Consider the following 15,773-nt stretch of genomic DNA (forward strand, 5'->3'; position numbering starts at 1 on the left):
ATGCGGCGGCCGTGCAGGCAGTCTAGGATCGGGGCGCTTGTGCAGCAATGCGCGTCCTTGCGGACGCGCATTGCAGATCTGCACAGGACTTCCGGCTGTCCCGGCTTACTCGACTTCGCGGAACAGGCGGCCCCAGCCGCGCAGCTCGCGCGTGTCCACGCCGCACAGCCGCAGCGATTTCCACACCACCGTGGAGATGGTGTCGTACAGCGGGATGCCGGTTTCGGCTTCCAGTTCTTCCGCCAGGTGCGCCGCGCGCAGGTTGGTGCAGAACGTGGTGATGGCCTGCGGCTGATGCTGCGCCAGCCCGCGCACCATGTCGCGGATGGTGTTTTCCTCGACCTCGGCGAAGCTGTAGTTGACGTGCAGGTCGAGGTGGCTCTCGGCCACGCAGTGGAAGCCGCTGCGCTCGTAGTTGGCGATGATGCGCTGCTGTACGTCGTCCAGGTACGGCGTGGCCAGGCCGAAGTTGCGCGCGCCGGTCTTTTCCAGGATCTCGTTGAGCGCCAGCACCGAGGTGGTGGCCGGGATGCCGGTGGCTTCAGTGATTTGCTTGCACAGCGCTTCGTCCTTGTCGAAGCCGAGCCAGCCGGAAGAGGTGCCGTTCCAGGCGATGACATCGACGCGCGCGTCGGCCAGCAGGCTGGCGGCGGCCAGGATCTTGTCCAGGTTGAACTGGCCCAGCGCCTGGTCGCGCAGCGAGATCTCGGTCACGGTGAAGCGCGAGAAATGCGCGCTGACATTGGGCAGGCCGGCCACCATCGCGCTGGTGATCGGTTCGAGCGCGGTGTTGGAAGACGGCGTCAGCATGCCGAGTCGGATTTGCTTGGTCATTTGCTTGTGTCTCAGGAGTGAGTGCGGGCGCCGGGACGTTGCCGGCGCCTTGCGCGGGTTGCTTTGCGGAACTCGGTGATCCGACGGGTCTTCAGACCGGAATCTTAGTCTCGTAGTCGATCGCGGTGGAAGCCAGCAGCAGGCCCACGCCGGCCGCGGCGAAGAACATCAGCGCCAGGAAGTACGAGCCGGTGAACTGCACGATCATGCCGACGATGATCGGCACCGAGATGCCGCCGATATTGCCGCCCAGGTTCATCACGCCGCCCAGGAAGCCGACCTTGTTGCGCGTGCCCAGCATCGACGGCACGCACCAGAACAGGCCGCACCAGCGCAGGAAAAACAGCGTGGAAGACAGCAGCACGACCACCACCACCGGGTCGGTGACGTAGGCCACCGAGAAGATCGACGCCGTGGCCACTACCGCGGCGATGCCGAACAGCGTGCGCATCACCACATTGGGCCGGCCGCCGGCTTCCTTCCATTTGTCGGCGATCCAGCCGCCGATCAGTTCGCCGATAAAGCCGCTGAAGAAGATGATGAAGCTGGCGCCGCCCATCTGCTTGATGTCGAAGCCGTGCACCTTGTTCAGGTAGTTGGGCATCCAGGTCAGCAGGCCATAGAACACAGTGTTGAAGCACATCCAGCCGATCGCCATGCACCACACCGAGCGGTACTTGAAGAAGTCGAGCGAGCGGCCCGACAGGTTGGCCGGCTCGGCGCGGTGTTCATTGGCCAGGGCTTCCTCGATGTAGCGGGCTTCCAGTTCATTGACGCCGCGGTGCTCGCGCGGGGAATTGCGCACGTAGTACCAGGCCAGTACGCCGGCCAGCACCGTGCCAACGCCGGCGACGATAAAGGCGAGGCGCCACGAGCCGAGCGAGGCGATCAGCCACGTGATGATGATCGCGCCCAGTGCCGCGCCCAGCGGCGCGCCGCCGTCCAGCAGGGTGGCCCCGCGGCCGCGCTCGTTCTGCGTCATCCAGATGGCATTGAGCTTGCCGCCGGCCGGGTAGATCGGCGCCTCCGCCGCACCCAGGCCCAGCCGCGTCAGCAGCAGTGCTGTAGCGCTGGTGGTGAATGCCGCCACAGCCTGGGCAATGCCCCAGAACACGGTGGCGCACGCAATCACGATGCGCGGCTTGTACTTGTCGGCCAGCATGCCGCCCGGTACCTGCATCAGCGCGTAGGTCCAGAAGAAGGAGCTGAGAATCAGGCCCTGCATGGTGGGGCTGAGGTCGAACTCCTTGGCGATCAGCGGCATCGCCACCGACAGTGAGGCGCGATCGATGTAGTTGATCGCGATGAGAAACAACATCATCAAAAAAATCTTCCAGCGGACCGAGGTCCTGGCCTCGGTAACCACTGTTGCCCGCGTTGTCGTCTGCATGACGTTCGTCTCCTGTTTCGTCCTTTGGTTGAGGCAGTTCTAATGGGTGTCGCGCAACAGGCCGGAGTATAGGATACGTAATCTGTAATTACAACGCGTGTAAGTCATTGATTTTACGATGTTGCGGATGCACAATTTCGGGGTGTGGTAGCCTTGCTGTGGTGCATTTCCCCATTTTGGTGACGTCTGTGACACAAACGCTTTCCCCTTCCGCGCGCCTGCGCACGCTTGGCATGTCGGCCGAAATCGCCGCGCGGCTGCGCACCATGATCGAAGAGGGCGAATTGCCGCCCGGCGCGCGCATCGATGAACGGGCCTTCTGCGAGACCTTCGATGTCTCCAAGACGCCGCTGCGCGAGGCGCTGAAGGTGCTGGTGTCCGAGGGGCTGGTGCTGCACCGGCAGTACATCGGCTACCGGGTGGCGCCGCTGGACCTGGAAGAATTGCGCGCCACCTTCGAAACCCTGCACGGCCTCGAGGCGCTGGCAGGCGAACTGGCAGCGCAGCGGCTGGGCGCGGCGGCCATGGCCAAGCTGGAGCGCCGCCACCAGGCCATGATCGACGCCCACGCCGCCGGCCGGCGCACCGACTATTTCCGCATCAACCAGGAAATCCACCAGCTCATCATCGACGGCGCCGCCAACCCGGTGCTGGCCAGCATCTACGCCACGCTGATGAGCAAGGTGCACCGCGCGCGCGGCGCCGCCAACGCCGATACCCTGCGCTGGCAGGAGTCGCACGAGGAACACGAGGCCATCATGGCCGCGCTGCGTGAACCCGGCCGGCCGCGCTTGGCCCAGGTGCTGCGCAGCCATTCCGAGAACACCGCCCGGGAAGTGCTGACCGTGGTGGCGCAAACGCTGGCCGAAGGCACCGGACGCGCCGGCGCGCTCAAGCAATCCGCCTGAACCCCTTAAACATTCACCACACCACGACGACGATGAAACTGGTTCGAGTAGGCCACCCGGGCGCCGAGCGTCCCGCCATGATCGATGCGGCAGGCCGCGTGCGCGACCTGTCTGGCGTGATCCACGATGTCGATGCGGCGCAACTTGCGCCGGCCGCGCTGCAGGCGCTGGCGCAGGTCGATCCGCACACGCTGCCTGTCATCGAAGGCGCGCGTTTTGGCGTGCCCTGGACCGGACTCGGCAAGATCGTCGCGATTGGCCTGAACTATGCCGACCACGCCGCCGAAGCCGGCATGCCGCTGCCGGCCGAGCCGATCGTGTTCCTCAAGGCCAACAGCTCGCTCAATGGCCCCAACGATGCGGTGATGCTGCCATTCGGCTCGAACAAGACCGACTGGGAGGTGGAGCTGGGCGTGGTCATCGGCACCACCGCGCGCAACGTCTCGCGCGAGCAGGCGCTGGAGCACGTGGCGGGCTACTGCGTGGTCAACGACGTCTCGGAGCGCGAGTTCCAGATCGAGCGCGGCGGCACCTGGGACAAGGGCAAGGGCTGCGACACCTTCTGCCCGGCCGGCCCGTGGCTGGTGACGCGCGACGAAGTGCCGGACCCGCAGGCGCTGGGGCTGTGGCTGGAGGTCAATGGCGAGCGCGTGCAGCAGGGCACCACCGCCACCATGGTGTTCGACGTGGCGACGCTGGTCAGCTATGTCAGCCGCTTCATGACGCTGCTGCCAGGGGACCTGATCGCAACCGGCACGCCGCCCGGCGTGGGCATGGGCTGCAAGCCGCCGCGCTTCCTGAAAGCGGGCGACACCATGCGCCTGGGCGTGGACGGGCTGGGCGAGCAGGTGCAGCGGGTGGTGGCGTACGGCGAGCGCTGACAGCGGGCGCCAGAAGGGTTCCCCATCGATACGCTTTCATACAAAGCGTTGGGTTTCCACACAAAGCGTACGATTAGGGCAACAGTTCTGGCGCCTAATGCGGCCCGATTACATGGTTTTACAGGAAATCGCCGGCCTGGCGTTTCGCTCGCGTTTTCTGCGTGAAATACTGGTTACACAGGTTTCGCCAGAGAGCAAAACATCATGTCTGAGCACGCCCCCGAAATCGAGTCTTATCTCGGCACCACCCTGCAGTCCCCCGCGTCATCGCTGAAGCATCGCTACTGCGCGCTGGCCGATACCCTGGACAGCCGCGCCGAACTCGAAGCCATCCGGCGCAATATCCACCAGCATCCCGAACTGGCCTTCGACGAGGTCCGTACCGCCGGCCTGGTCGCCACCTTGCTGGAAGGCTGGGGCTACACGGTCACGCGCGGCGTGGGCGGGACCGGGGTGGTGGGCACGTTGCGCAGTGGCGAGAGCGGGCATAGCGTGGGCATCCGCGCCGACATGGATGCCTTGCCGATCCACGAGCGCACCGCGCTGCCATACGCCAGCGTCAATGCGGGCCGCATGCACGCCTGCGGCCACGACGGCCACACCGCGATCCTGCTCGGCGCGGCCAGGCAACTGGCGCGTACGCGCAACTTCAACGGCACCGTGCACCTGATTTTCCAGCCGGCCGAGGAAATCGGCGCCGGCGGCGGCGCCGAGCGCATGCTGGCCGATGGCCTGTTCGAGCGCTTTCCTTGCGATGCCATCTTCGGGCTGCACAACCATCCGGGCATGGAGCAGGGCACTTTCCTGTTCCGTTCGGGCCCGTTCATGGCGGCGTGCGACACCGTCACCATCACCATCCGCGGCAAGGGCGGCCACGCCGCGCGGCCGCACCAGTCGGTCGACCCGATCCTCGTGGCCGGCAGCCTGGTGATGGCGCTGCAGTCGGTGGTGTCGCGCTATGTCGACCCCAACGAAACCGCTGTGGTGACCATCGGCACGCTGCACGCCGGCCACGCCCCCAACGTGATCCCCGATCATGCGCGCATGGAGATCAGCGTGCGCTCGTTCAGTCCTGATGTGCGCGCCGCGCTGGAGCACCGCATCCGCCAGCTCGCCACGTCGCACGCCGAAGGCTACGGCGCGGTGGCCGAAATCGACTACGTGCGCGGCTACCCCGTGCTGGTCAACAGCGAGCGCGAGACCGAGTTCGCGCGCCAGGTGGCCGAGGAACTGGTCGGCGGCGCCAAGGTGGTGGACCAGGCCGCGCGCATCGCCGGCAGCGAGGACTTTGCCTACTTCCTGCAGCAGCGCCCCGGCTGCTTCGTGCGGCTGGGCAACGGCGCCAACCAGCCGCTGCTGCACAACGCCGGCTATGACTTCAACGACGACAACCTGACCGTCGGCGCCGCCTACTGGACGCGGCTGGTGGAGCGCTACCTGGGCAACTGAGCACGGGGGGGCCCGCGCCCCTAACGGAAGAACGCGCTCGGCGGCACGCCGAACTGCCGCCTGAACATGGTGGCGAATGCGCTCGGGCTGTCATAGCCCAGGTCCAGCGCCACATCCACCACCTTGCTGCCCGCCGCCAGCTTTTCCAGCGCGGCCAGCAGGCGTGCCTGCTGGCGCCACTGGCCGAAGGTCATGCCGGTCTCGCGCGCAAAGCGGCGCTGGATGGTCTTGGGGTCCAGTCCCAGCCGCGCGCCCCAGTCGGCCAGCGTCAGCGCGGTATCGGGCGCGCGGGCGATGGCGTCGCAGATCTGGCGCAGGCTGGCATCGGCCGGGCGCGGCAAGTGCAGCGGCAGCGACGGCACCAGCATTACTTCATCGAGCAGCAGCCGCATCAGCCGGGCATCGCGCGTGTCCGGCGCGTAAGGCAGCGGAATCTCCACCGCGGCCAGGATCAGCTCGCGCAGCAGCGGCGAGATGCCCAGCACGGTGCAGCGCTGTGGCAGGTCGGGCGCGGCATCGGGGCGGATATAGGCGGTGCGCATCTGCACCTGGCCCACCATGCGGATCCAGTGCGTGGTGCCGCCCGGCATCCACATGCCGCGCGTGGGCGGCACGATCCACTGGCCTTCGACAGTCGCCACCACCATCACGCCGTGCACCGCGTGGATCAGTTGCGCGTGCGGATGCTGGTGCGGCCGGGTCACGTGGCCGGGCAGGTAGTCGGCGGCCATCGCGGTGACCGGCAGCGGGCTGCGGTCGAAACGGAAATAGGGTGGCGGATCGCCGTAGGTATCGCCCAGTGCCAGCGTCTCGGGCGTCGGATCGGGCAGTGGCTGCCGGGAACGGCGGCTGGCGGGGGCCGCGGCGGCCGCTTCGGAAAGAGGGCGGGGGGCGCGCGCCATGTCCTTTTCTCCAAGGTTGCGGACCTATTCTCGCAGGACAGGCGCGGGCGCGCCAGCTAGCATCGGGGCTTAGGTCCTTTCCTGGCCGGCGCCCCCGCTGGCCGCTTTCTGTTTGTCGAGAGCCGCCAATGAGCACAACCATCGACGCCGCGCCGGCTGGCGCAGCCCCCGCGACCCCGTCCCCGTCGCCATCCCCGCAGGCAGAACGCACCGGTTTCCGCGTGCTGTCGGCTATCAGCTTCGCCCACTTCCTCAACGACATGATCCAGTCGCTGATCCTGGCGATCTATCCGATGCTGAAGGGCGGCTTCAACCTGAGCTTCAGCCAGATCGGGCTGCTGACCATGACCTACCAGGTCACCGCGTCGTTGCTGCAGCCGGTGGTGGGCCTGTACACCGACAAGCATCCCAAGCCGCGTTCGCTGGCGGTGGCGATGGCGTTTACGCTGGCGGGCTTGCTGCTGCTGTCGGTGGCGCCTACCTATGGCGTGCTGCTGGTGGCCGCGGCGCTGGTCGGCACCGGCTCGTCGATCTTCCATCCGGAGTCGTCGCGCGTGGCGCGCATGGCGTCGGGCGGCCAGCATGGGCTGGCGCAGTCGATCTTCCAGGTGGGCGGCAACGGCGGCAGCGCCATGGGCCCGCTGCTGGCCGCGCTGATCGTGCACCAGCAGGCCAGCCTGGCGTGGTTCTCGCTGGCGGCGCTGGTGGGCATCGTGGTGCTGTGGCGCATCGGCGGCTGGTACGCGCGCCAGCTGGCGCAGGGCGCGCGCAAGCGCAAGGCCGCGGGCGCGGCAGCCAGCCCGGTGGCCACGCGCGTGGTGGTGCGGGCCATGGTAGTGCTGATGGTGCTGGTGTTTTCCAAGTACTTCTACATGGCCAGCCTGACCTCGTACTACACCTTCTACCTGATGGAGCGCTTCGCGATGGCGCGCCAGGACGCGCAGCTGCACCTGTTCCTGTTCCTGTTCGCGGTCGCCGCCGGCACCATCCTGGGCGGGCCGATCGGCGACCGCATCGGCCGCAAGCGCGTGATCTGGGCCTCGATCCTGGGGGTGGCGCCGTTCACGCTGCTGCTGCCGCACGTGGGCCTGTTCTGGACCACGGTGCTGACCTTCATCATCGGCTTTATCCTGGCCTCGGCGTTCTCGGCGATCCTGGTGTTTGCGCAGGAACTGATCCCCGGCAAGGTGGGCATGGTCGCGGGCCTGTTCTTCGGCTTTGCCTTCGGCATGGGCGGCATTGGCGCCGCGGTGCTGGGCGGCATGGCCGATACCCACGGTATCCGCGCGGTGTACGAGTACTGCGCCTACCTGCCGCTGCTGGGCTTGCTGACGGTGTTCCTGCCGGATCTGCGCGAGGGTCCGCAGCGCGCCTGACGCGCGCCAGGCAAGTGCAGGCGATCAGTCGCCCGGCTTGCCTTCGCCGCCATCGCCCGGTGGCGGCTCGAACATGCGCAGCCAGCGGCGTAGCAGCGCGGCCAGCTGCGCGCGCTCCGTCGCGGTCAACCCCTCCAGCAGGCGATGCTCGTTGGCCACGTGCAGCTCCACCGCGTGGTCGACGCGTTCGCGACCCGCGTCGGTCAGCGCCACCAGCAGCCCGCGCCGGTCCTCCGGATTAGGCTCGCGCCGCACCAGCCCGGCTCGCTCCAGGTGGTCGAGCCGGTTGGTCATGGTGCCCGAGGTAATCATCAGCGAACCGATCAGCGCGCCCGGCGACAGCGCATAGGGCGGGCCGCTCCGCCGCAGCGTCGCCAGCACGTCGAACTCCCACGGCTGCAGCCCGGTTGCCCCGAGCGCGGCTTCGATGGCGCGGCCGGTATGGCGGTTGAGCCGGCCCAGCCGCCCTAGGATACCCATCGGCGAGGCATCAAGATCAGGCCGTTCGCGCGACCACTGGGCGAGGATGCCGTCGACATGGTCGGGTAGGTCTTCGGGTTTGCGGCGGGCGGTCATCAGGGCGGCGACGTAGATACGAGGTAGACGGAAGTATCTTGACATCAACCAATCGCCTTCGTAAAGTGATTTATCTTGACATCAAGAATATCGACATGAAGGCGAATGGAGTTTCCACTGCCCCGGCGCCGGCCCCGAGCCTCCGGGACATCCTGCTGACCGGGCTGGCCCCGGCGATCTGGGGCAGCACCTACCTGGTTACCAGCCAGTGGCTGCCGCCCGGGCAGCCGCTGCTTTCCGGCGTGATCCGGGCGCTGCCGGCCGGGCTGGCGCTGCTGGCCTTCGGCAGGCAACTGCCGCGGGGCAGCTGGTGGTGGCGCGCGGCGGTGCTGGGCGTGCTCAATATTGGCTTCTTCCAGGCGATGCTGTTTATCGCCGCCTACCGGCTGCCGGGTGGTGTCGCGGCCACCGTGGGCGCGATCCAGCCATTGATCGTGGTGGTGCTGGCGTGGGCTTGGCTGGGCGCACGTCCGCGCCCCGCCGCGTGGATGGCGGGCGCGGGCGGGCTGCTGGGCGTGGCGCTGCTGGTGCTCGGGCCGGCCGCCAGGCTGGACACGGTAGGCGTGGCGGCAGCGGCCGCGGGGGCCGTGTCGATGGCGGTGGGTACGGTGCTGACGCGGCACTGGCGTCCGCCGGTCTCGCCGCTGGTGCTGACGGCATGGCAATTGTGCGCGGGCGGGCTGTTCCTGCTGCCCTTCGCGCTGGCGTTGGAGCCGCTGCCAGGGCATTTCACGCTGGCCAATTGGCTCGGCTATGCATGGCTGAGCATTGTCGGCGCCGGCTTCAGCTACGCGCTGTGGTTCCGCGGGGTAGGGCGCATGGCGCCGGCGGCGGTGGCGGCGCTGGGCTTGCTCAGTCCGGTCAGCGCCACGGTGCTCGGCTTCCTGGTGCTGGGGCAGGCACTGACGGCGGTCCAGGCCGCCGGCGCGCTGCTGGTGCTGGCCAGCGTGTGGCTTGGCCAGCGCGCGGCCACGCCGGCCGCAGTGACGCGCACGCAGCCCGCCTGATGTCATCCGCGAAGGGTGCTGCTGCCGCGCGGAATTTTGCGGCATCATGGCGGGCACTCAGTCAGACGTGCCCGTTCCCCCCGACGATGCCTCCCGCCCCAACCCCTTCCGCCGCCCCCGCCACGCCGCCCTGCGAGCGCTGCCTGGCGCTGGCCGACGACCCGCGCCGGCGCGAGCCGCCGGCTTGCCTGGCACTGCGCGGCACGGCGCCGGTGGTCACGCAGAGTGCCGCCGGGGTGCCTTACAGCATGCTGTCGTTTTGCTGCCGCGACTGCGGTACGGGCTGGCGGCTCTACGATCGCGCCAACGAACTCTTTGTCTCGTGGGTGCCGGAACGGCCGCTGGAGCGCTGAGCGCGCCGCACGATCGGCTAAGATAGCGGCTGTTCCGCGCCAGGCGTGTCCGTTGCCGCCGCGCGGCCCCTCCCGTCGAATCTCTCCCGCTTCTTCATCATGGCCTTTCCCTTCCGCTCGTCGCTGCTGGCCGCAGCGTGCGTCTTCAGCGGTGCCGCCGCGCTTGCTCCCGCCGCTGTCGCCGCAGCCGACGCCTATCCCAGCCGCCCGATCCGCCTCATCGTCGCCTATCCCACCGGTGGCATCAGCGACACCGTGGCGCGCGCACTCGGCGAACGGCTGTCGGCGCAGATGGGTACCTCGGTGGTGGTCGAGAACAAGGCCGGCGCCGGCGGCAGCATCGGCATCGATGCGGTGGCCAAGGCCGCGCCGGACGGCTACACGCTGGGCTTCGCCGCGACCAGCCCGCTGACGCTGAATCCGCATGTCGGCCGCGTCAACTACGATCCGCAGAAGGATGTGGCCCCCGTGATGAGCGTCATGTATTCGCCGGTGCTGGTGGTCGCGACTGCCGCGTTCAGCGGCAAGGGCTTTGCCGACGTGGTCGGGCAGGCCAGCGCGAAGCCGGGCTCGGTCCGCTGGGCCACTTCGGGCCTGGGCACCGTCGGCCATGTCGTGCTGGAACAGATCAAGCAGAAGTCGAAGGCCGACATCGTGCTGATTCCGTACAAGGGCGCGGGCCAGCAGATGAACGATGCGCTCGGCGGCCAGTTCGAGGTGATGAGCACCAACGCCAGCCCGGTGCTGACCCAGCATATGCAGGCGGGCCGCCTGCGCGCGCTGGCGGTGGGCGCGCCCAGGCGCCTGGAGAGCCTGCCCGCCGTGCCGACGCTGGCCGAGCTGGGCTACCCCAAGGCCAACCTGACCTCTACCTTCGGCATCTTCGCGCCGGGCAAGACCCCCGCGGCCATCATCAACCGCCTGAACGCCGAACTGAACAAGGCGCTGGCGGAGCCGGAAGTCCACGAGCGCCTGCTCAAGGGCGGCGAAGTGCCGACCGGCGGCACCCCGGCGCAGTTTGCCAAGGCCATCCGCGAAGAGTCCGCGGAGAACGCCCGCATCGTCAGGGAAGCCGGGATCAAGGCTGACTGACTGAAGGGCTAGGCCGCATCGAGCCGGCTCCCCAGCCCATACACCGACGACAGCCGCACGCCGTTGTGCGGCCACAGCGCCAGCTTGGTGCGCACGCGCGACAGGTGGCTGTCGACCGTGCGCGAAGCGGTGTCCATGTGATAGCGCCAGACCTGGTCGACCATGGTCTGGCGCAGCACCAGCGAACCCAGGTTGCGGAACAGCAGCACCGCCAGGTCGAATTCCTTCGGGGCCAGCAGTACCGGCTTGCCTTGCACCCACACCTGCCGCTCGGCGGTGGCAAAGCGGAACGGCCCGTGTTCCAGGTCGCAGTCCGCGCTGGCCGGCCGCGCGCGGCGCAGCAGCGCCAGCACGCGCGCGGCCAGTTCCGCGGTGCGCAGCGGCTTGGGCACGTAGCTGTCCGCGCCCTGCGCCAGGCAGGCCGCGACAAAGCCTTCTTCATTGGAGCTGCCGGTCAGCATCACCGGCAGTTCGTGGCCCAGCGTGCGGCGCACCCATGCCAGCACTTCGAGTGCCGGGATGCCCGGCGTATCGCAATCCAGCATCAGCAGGTCGAACGACCTGCCGCGCAGCGCGCCGATCAGGCTGCGCCCGCTGAGGTAGCGCGTGCACTGGTGGCCGTTCAGGCGCAGGGTCTGTTCGATGCTGACGGCGAGGGTGGGGTCCGCCTGCAGCGCGGCGATCTTCACGGACGTGGCTCCTGTGCGCGGGCGCACCGCAATGCGCCGATGGATGGACACAGCCTGGTCACCACGGGCGCCATTCGGCCCGCAGCGAAGCCCATGGTAGGAGCGGCGCGCTGAGGCCAGAAGTAAAAGATTGTTGAAAGGCGAGATTGAGCCCTTTCCTATTCGTGCGGCACGCAACACCGGTTCAAATGTCCCGCTAATGACCTAGTTCCGTCGGAGGCAACATGGGAAAGAAAACGGCAACGCGCATTGCATCGCTTGAAGACGCGCCCGCGGACGCGGCGCTGATCCGCCAGGTCGTCGCCGGCGCGGGCTTTGAATGCGTCAGCTTCGGCGAAAGCCGGCGCCTGCTGCTGGCGCTGCGCGACGCCGGCTTCGACCTGCTGCTGCTGGACTGGCACATGCCCGACCTGTCCGGGCGCGAGGTGCTGGCCTGGGTGCGCACCCACCTGGACCGGCGCATTCCGGTCATGTTCCTGACCTGCCGCGATGCCGAGCACGATATCGTCAGTGCGCTCGCCGCCGGCGCCGACGACTACATGGTCAAGCCGATCCGCCCGGCCGAACTGGCCGCGCGCATCGGGTGCCTGCTGCGGCGCGCCTATCCCGCGCAGGCGTCGCCGCACGCGCCGCTGCGGCTGGGCGATTACGCCTTTGACTGCGCGTTGCGCAAGGTCACCTGCAACGGCGAGCCGATCGGCCTGACGCCCAAGGAGTTCGACCTCGCGGTGCTGCTGTTCCGCCACGAAGGCCGTATCGTCACGCGCGACCACATCACCGCCGCGGTCTGGGGCCGCGAGATCTCGCCGATGTCGCGCACCATCGATACCCACGTGTCGCGCGTGCGCAGCAAGCTCGGCTTGCAGGCCGGACACGGCATGCGGCTGACCCCGGTCTATACGCATGGCTACCGGCTGGAGCGCATGGCACACGCCGAGCGGGCCGCCGCATGACGGCGCGCCCGCTGCACCATGCGCTGGTTGCCGCGGCAGTGTGCCTTGGCGGCTGCTGGCTGGCGCGACGCGCGCGCGGCGCCGCAGCGATGCCGGCACCGGCGCCGGCACCGGCAAGCAGCGGCGGCGACGACGTGCGCGCTCCGGCCGCCGTGCAAGACATGGTGCTGCATGTGCTTGGCCACGACCTGCGCGAACCCAACGCCTCGCTGCTGGCGTGGCTGGCGCTGCGCCAGACCCGGTCGCAGGCCGATGCGGCGCTGCTGGCGCAGGTGGGCGGCCATGCGCGCCGCTCGCTGCGCCATATCGACGACCTGAACCGGCTGCTGCACGAAACGCGGCATGCGTACCGGATGCGGCGGATCGCCATGGAAACCCTGCTCGATGAAGCGCTGGACCGTGTCTGGACCGAGGCCAGCGAGGCCGGCGTGCGGCTGGAACGCCCGGCAGCGCGCCTGCCGCGCATCGGCGGGGATGCGGCGATGCTCGCCGGCACGCTCGAATGGCTGCTGACCAGCGCCATCGGCGCGGCGGCGCCGGGCACGGCCCTGCGCACCGCGTGCCGCGGCCATGCCGGTGGCGTGGCGCTGTCGATCGTGTTCCAGCCCGCCGATGACGCGGGCGCCGCGCAACTGGCCCGGCCCGGCCCCGCGCTGCTGTGCGCACAGCGGGTGGTGGCACGCCATGGCGGCCTGCTGGTGCCGCTGCAGCCGGTGCAAGGCACTGCCGCGCAGGCGGGCTGGTACCTGTGGCTGCGGCGCCGGCCGCGCCCATGAAAAAAGGCACCCGAAGGTGCCTTTCGCCAGGTGCTGCTGATCAGGTATCGATCAGAAGATGTGGCGGATACCGACGGCAGCGCCGGTCTGGTTGTTGCGGCCCGGCAGTTCGGTGGTGGTGCCGCCCGAAACCTTGTTGAAATCAACCGTGCCGTAAACCTGGGTGCGCTTGGACAGCGAGTACTCGGCCAGCAGCACGCCGGTGTAGCGGCGGCCGTTGTTGTCGTTCACACCGTTCTTGTTCTCGACGTAGTCGCCGTAGAACACGCCCGTCAGCGCCAGGGCCGGGGTGGCCTGGTAGGTCAGGCCGATGTAGCCGATGGTGTCCTTGCGCGGGTTGTTGGCAGCGCCAGCGGTGACCACGGCCGGAGCGGGCGCGGCAGCCGAGTTGTTCAGGAAGCCGTTGTCGATCACGCCGGTGCGGTCCTTGCCGCCCACGTAGCCGACGAACAGCTTGGCCGGGCCGAAGGCATACTTGCCCGCAGCGCCCCACATTTGCTGCTTGTTGCCGTTGATGTCGCGGATTTCCTGGTACACGCCACCGATGCCGAACGGACCGTACGTGTAGGCGGCACGGGTACCCCAGTACTGGTTCCGGGTCATGCTGCCCGGTTGCTCGCCGAAGCCGTAGCTGGCGCCCACGTCCAGGCCACCGAACTTGCCGCCGTAGCTGACCACGTTGTCGCTGCGGAACTGGGTCAGGAAGAACGGCCAGGCGTTGGCGGTGTAGTTGCCGATGGTCAGCGGATCGTAGTCGCCGAAGAAGTTAAAGCCTTCGGTGTACTGGCGGCCCAGCTTGATCGTGCCGAAGTCACCCGACAGGCCAACGTATGCCTGACGACCGAACAGGCGGCCATTCGGGTTGGTGGCGCTGGCTTGATTGGAACGGCCGGTATCCGGATCGAAGCCACCTTCGAGCTGGAAGATCGCCTTCAGGTTGTTGCCGAGGGCTTCGCTGCCCTTCAGGCCCCAGCGGCTGTTGGTAACTGCGCCGTTGGTCAGTTCAAACAGGTGATCGTTGTTGGCGTTGGCGTTGGTGGTGAAGCGGATGCTCTGGTCAACGATGCCGTACAGGGTGACGGACGACTGGGCGAATGCCGAACCTGCCAGCAGGCTGCCGGCTGCGAGGACGATGGCCGATTTCTTCATGGTGCTCCTTTTCTGTCTTGTACTTGCCCTTCGCCGGATCACGGCGGGGATAGAGGTCTACGTTTCGTGTAAACGCCGCGAAAATTTAACAAAACGTAAGGAACAAGGACACAAAACTCCGTGGAGCCGCGCTTTCAAGCAGCAAATTGGTGGGAATTCGTTGTCTGGCCGCTACAGAATTCTGCATTTGGCGGCCGCGGCAGCGCTGCGGGACGGCCTCGAAGCCGGGCTGGTGTGGCGGCGGAGGCGTTGGCGCGTCAGGGCGGGAGAGGGGAGGGGGCGGGGCGGGGCGCCCCGCAGGCGCATGGACCCGGCGCTGCCGGGTCCTGTCGTCAGTGCTGCGGGATCTCGATCTTGACCTCGAGCACCTCGAGGTTGTCCTGGCGTTCCAGGCTGACGCGCAGGTCCTGGTCGCCGATCTTGACGTATTTGGAGATCACCGCCACCAGCTCGCGCTGCAGCGCGGGCAGGTAGTCGGCGGGTGCGGAATGGCCGGTGCGCTCATGCGCCAGGATAATCTGCAGCCGCTCCTTGGCGACTGACGCGGACTTTTTCTTCTCTCCCAGCAGGAAGGAAAGGATCGACATGGGGTGAGCCCTCCTTGACCGTTACTTGTTGCCGAAGATGCGCGAGAACAGCCCGGGCTTCTGGTAGTCGGTGAAGCGCATCGGCTTGTCCTTGCCGAGGAAGCGGTCCACCACGTCGCTGTAGGCGTCCGACACGTCGCTGCCTTCCATATGGATGGCGGGCGTGCCCTGGTTGGAGGCATGCAGCACGGCTTCCGATTCCGGCACCACGCCGATCAGCTTGATGCGCAGGATTTCCTGGATGTCGGTCAGCGACAGCATCTCGCCGCCATGCACGCGCTTGGGGTTGTAGCGGGTGATCAGCAGGTGTTCCTTGATCGGGTCGCCGCCCTCGGTGGCACGCTTGGTCTTGGACGCCAGGATGCCCAGGATGCGGTCCGAATCGCGTACCGACGACACTTCCGGGTTGGTCACGATCAGCGCCTCGTCGGCAAAGTACATGGCCATCAGCGCGCCCGATTCGATGCCGGCGGGCGAGTCGCAGACGATGTACTCGAAATCCATCTCGATCAGGCCGTCGATCACCTTCTCGACACCCTCGCGCGTGAGCGCATCCTTGTCGCGCGTCTGCGAGGCCGGCAGGATGAACAGGTTCTCGCACTTCTTGTCCTTGATCAGCGCCTGGCGCAGGTTGGCTTCGCCCTGCACCACGTTGATCAGGTCATACACCACGCGGCGTTCGCAACCCATGATCAGGTCGAGGTTGCGCAGGCCGACGTCGAAGTCGATCACGGCAGTCTTGTGGCCGCGCAGGGCCAGGCCGGCGGCAAAGCTGGCGCTGGTGGTGGTCTTGCCGACGCCTCCCTTGCCGGAGGTCACAACGATGATTTTTGCCATGGCTCTTTGGTCCA

At 67.7% G+C, this 15,773-nt stretch carries 17 protein-coding genes; 9 read left to right on the plus strand and 8 right to left on the minus strand.

From position 1 onward, the window contains the following. Window positions 1-105: 105 nt before the first annotated feature. Both ACOCMH_RS17070 and ACOCMH_RS17075 read right to left on the minus strand, forming a co-directional pair. On the minus strand, window positions 106-834 hold the full coding sequence (locus ACOCMH_RS17070; RefSeq protein WP_427312197.1) for a maleate cis-trans isomerase family protein: 729 nt from the start codon (window positions 832-834) through the stop codon (window positions 106-108). Window positions 835-925: 91 nt separating this feature from the next. Continuing rightward, entirely contained in the window at window positions 926-2,224 is a 1,299-nt protein-coding gene (locus tag ACOCMH_RS17075) for an MFS transporter (RefSeq protein ID WP_427312199.1), read from the minus strand. Window positions 2,225-2,412: 188 nt separating this feature from the next. Here ACOCMH_RS17075 and ACOCMH_RS17080 point away from each other — a divergent pair, with 188 nt between their 5' ends. From ACOCMH_RS17080 to ACOCMH_RS17090, 3 genes are all read left to right on the plus strand, one after another. Then, entirely contained in the window at window positions 2,413-3,132 is a 720-nt protein-coding gene (locus ACOCMH_RS17080) for a GntR family transcriptional regulator (protein ID WP_427312201.1), read from the plus strand. Between the two features lie 32 nt (window positions 3,133-3,164). Continuing rightward, window positions 3,165-4,013: a fumarylacetoacetate hydrolase family protein gene (locus ACOCMH_RS17085; protein WP_427312203.1), complete on the plus strand. Its 849-nt coding sequence runs from the start codon at window positions 3,165-3,167 to the stop codon at window positions 4,011-4,013. Between the two features lie 204 nt (window positions 4,014-4,217). Further along, window positions 4,218-5,462, plus strand: coding sequence for a M20 aminoacylase family protein (locus ACOCMH_RS17090; RefSeq protein ID WP_427312205.1), 1,245 nt, complete (start codon window positions 4,218-4,220; stop codon window positions 5,460-5,462). A gap of 20 nt (window positions 5,463-5,482) precedes the next feature. Here the strand turns inward: ACOCMH_RS17090 and ACOCMH_RS17095 are convergent, their stop codons facing one another. Next, complete coding sequence (locus tag ACOCMH_RS17095) at window positions 5,483-6,364, minus strand: AraC family transcriptional regulator (RefSeq protein ID WP_427312207.1); 882 nt, start codon at window positions 6,362-6,364, stop codon at window positions 5,483-5,485. Between the two features lie 128 nt (window positions 6,365-6,492). Between ACOCMH_RS17095 and ACOCMH_RS17100 the strand changes: the two genes are divergently transcribed. Then, window positions 6,493-7,740 carry an MFS transporter gene (locus tag ACOCMH_RS17100; RefSeq protein WP_427312209.1) on the plus strand — a complete coding sequence of 416 codons (1,248 nt, stop codon included), beginning with the start codon at window positions 6,493-6,495 and terminating at the stop codon, window positions 7,738-7,740. A gap of 24 nt (window positions 7,741-7,764) precedes the next feature. Here the strand turns inward: ACOCMH_RS17100 and ACOCMH_RS17105 are convergent, their stop codons facing one another. Next, a complete protein-coding gene (locus ACOCMH_RS17105) occupies window positions 7,765-8,316 on the minus strand; it encodes a MarR family winged helix-turn-helix transcriptional regulator (protein WP_427313313.1) in 552 nt (183 codons plus the stop codon). A 95-nt stretch (window positions 8,317-8,411) separates the two neighbouring features. Between ACOCMH_RS17105 and ACOCMH_RS17110 the strand changes: the two genes are divergently transcribed. From ACOCMH_RS17110 to ACOCMH_RS17120, 3 genes are all read left to right on the plus strand, one after another. Then, entirely contained in the window at window positions 8,412-9,323 is a 912-nt protein-coding gene (locus tag ACOCMH_RS17110) for an EamA family transporter (protein ID WP_427312211.1), read from the plus strand. An 86-nt stretch (window positions 9,324-9,409) separates the two neighbouring features. Next, on the plus strand, window positions 9,410-9,676 hold the full coding sequence (locus ACOCMH_RS17115) for a hypothetical protein (protein WP_427312213.1): 267 nt from the start codon (window positions 9,410-9,412) through the stop codon (window positions 9,674-9,676). 99 nt (window positions 9,677-9,775) lie between these two features. Further along, window positions 9,776-10,768, plus strand: a complete 993-nt coding sequence (locus tag ACOCMH_RS17120; RefSeq protein WP_427312215.1) for a Bug family tripartite tricarboxylate transporter substrate binding protein — start codon at window positions 9,776-9,778, stop codon at window positions 10,766-10,768. Window positions 10,769-10,776: 8 nt separating this feature from the next. On the opposite strand, the gene ACOCMH_RS17125 is transcribed toward ACOCMH_RS17120, so the two are convergent. Beyond that, complete coding sequence (locus tag ACOCMH_RS17125; RefSeq protein ID WP_427312217.1) at window positions 10,777-11,457, minus strand: response regulator transcription factor; 681 nt, start codon at window positions 11,455-11,457, stop codon at window positions 10,777-10,779. Window positions 11,458-11,681: 224 nt separating this feature from the next. On the opposite strand from ACOCMH_RS17125, the gene ACOCMH_RS17130 reads away from it, so the two are divergent. Continuing rightward, window positions 11,682-12,410 (plus strand): response regulator transcription factor, encoded by a 729-nt coding sequence (locus ACOCMH_RS17130; protein ID WP_427312219.1) that lies wholly within the window; start codon window positions 11,682-11,684, stop codon window positions 12,408-12,410. Next, on the plus strand, window positions 12,407-13,186 hold the full coding sequence (locus ACOCMH_RS17135) for a sensor histidine kinase (protein WP_427312220.1): 780 nt from the start codon (window positions 12,407-12,409) through the stop codon (window positions 13,184-13,186). Before ACOCMH_RS17130 ends, ACOCMH_RS17135 begins: the two co-directional genes overlap by 4 nt. A 51-nt stretch (window positions 13,187-13,237) precedes the next feature. Here ACOCMH_RS17135 and ACOCMH_RS17140 read toward each other — a convergent pair whose 3' ends face one another. From ACOCMH_RS17140 to minD, 3 genes are all read right to left on the minus strand, one after another. Continuing rightward, on the minus strand, window positions 13,238-14,335 hold the full coding sequence (locus ACOCMH_RS17140) for a porin (RefSeq protein ID WP_306854936.1): 1,098 nt from the start codon (window positions 14,333-14,335) through the stop codon (window positions 13,238-13,240). 332 nt (window positions 14,336-14,667) lie between these two features. Next, the gene (minE, locus tag ACOCMH_RS17145) at window positions 14,668-14,922 is read right to left on the minus strand and encodes a cell division topological specificity factor MinE (RefSeq protein WP_012351386.1); all 255 of its coding nucleotides are present in this window, start codon (window positions 14,920-14,922) and stop codon (window positions 14,668-14,670) included. Window positions 14,923-14,943: 21 nt separating this feature from the next. Further along, window positions 14,944-15,759, minus strand: a complete 816-nt coding sequence (gene minD / locus ACOCMH_RS17150) for a septum site-determining protein MinD (protein WP_171516587.1) — start codon at window positions 15,757-15,759, stop codon at window positions 14,944-14,946. Window positions 15,760-15,773 lie beyond the last annotated feature (14 nt).

Source organism: Cupriavidus sp. H39, assembly GCF_050271075.1.
GTDB classification, from domain to species: domain Bacteria; phylum Pseudomonadota; class Gammaproteobacteria; order Burkholderiales; family Burkholderiaceae; genus Cupriavidus; species Cupriavidus necator_B.

Coding starts and splice junctions, on each gene's coding strand:
- ACOCMH_RS17105 (WP_427313313.1), bottom strand. CDS start 8,316: ATGACCGCCCGCCGCAAACCCGAAGACCTACCCGACCATGTCGACGGC.
- ACOCMH_RS17110 (WP_427312211.1), top strand. CDS start 8,412: ATGAAGGCGAATGGAGTTTCCACTGCCCCGGCGCCGGCCCCGAGCCTC.
- ACOCMH_RS17095 (WP_427312207.1), bottom strand. CDS start 6,364: ATGGCGCGCGCCCCCCGCCCTCTTTCCGAAGCGGCCGCCGCGGCCCCC.
- ACOCMH_RS17115 (WP_427312213.1), top strand. CDS start 9,410: ATGCCTCCCGCCCCAACCCCTTCCGCCGCCCCCGCCACGCCGCCCTGC.
- ACOCMH_RS17090 (WP_427312205.1), top strand. CDS start 4,218: ATGTCTGAGCACGCCCCCGAAATCGAGTCTTATCTCGGCACCACCCTG.
- ACOCMH_RS17135 (WP_427312220.1), top strand. CDS start 12,407: ATGACGGCGCGCCCGCTGCACCATGCGCTGGTTGCCGCGGCAGTGTGC.
- minE (WP_012351386.1), bottom strand. CDS start 14,922: ATGTCGATCCTTTCCTTCCTGCTGGGAGAGAAGAAAAAGTCCGCGTCA.
- ACOCMH_RS17100 (WP_427312209.1), top strand. CDS start 6,493: ATGAGCACAACCATCGACGCCGCGCCGGCTGGCGCAGCCCCCGCGACC.
- ACOCMH_RS17075 (WP_427312199.1), bottom strand. CDS start 2,224: ATGCAGACGACAACGCGGGCAACAGTGGTTACCGAGGCCAGGACCTCG.
- ACOCMH_RS17070 (WP_427312197.1), bottom strand. CDS start 834: ATGACCAAGCAAATCCGACTCGGCATGCTGACGCCGTCTTCCAACACC.
- ACOCMH_RS17130 (WP_427312219.1), top strand. CDS start 11,682: ATGGGAAAGAAAACGGCAACGCGCATTGCATCGCTTGAAGACGCGCCC.
- ACOCMH_RS17140 (WP_306854936.1), bottom strand. CDS start 14,335: ATGAAGAAATCGGCCATCGTCCTCGCAGCCGGCAGCCTGCTGGCAGGT.
- minD (WP_171516587.1), bottom strand. CDS start 15,759: ATGGCAAAAATCATCGTTGTGACCTCCGGCAAGGGAGGCGTCGGCAAG.
- ACOCMH_RS17120 (WP_427312215.1), top strand. CDS start 9,776: ATGGCCTTTCCCTTCCGCTCGTCGCTGCTGGCCGCAGCGTGCGTCTTC.
- ACOCMH_RS17085 (WP_427312203.1), top strand. CDS start 3,165: ATGAAACTGGTTCGAGTAGGCCACCCGGGCGCCGAGCGTCCCGCCATG.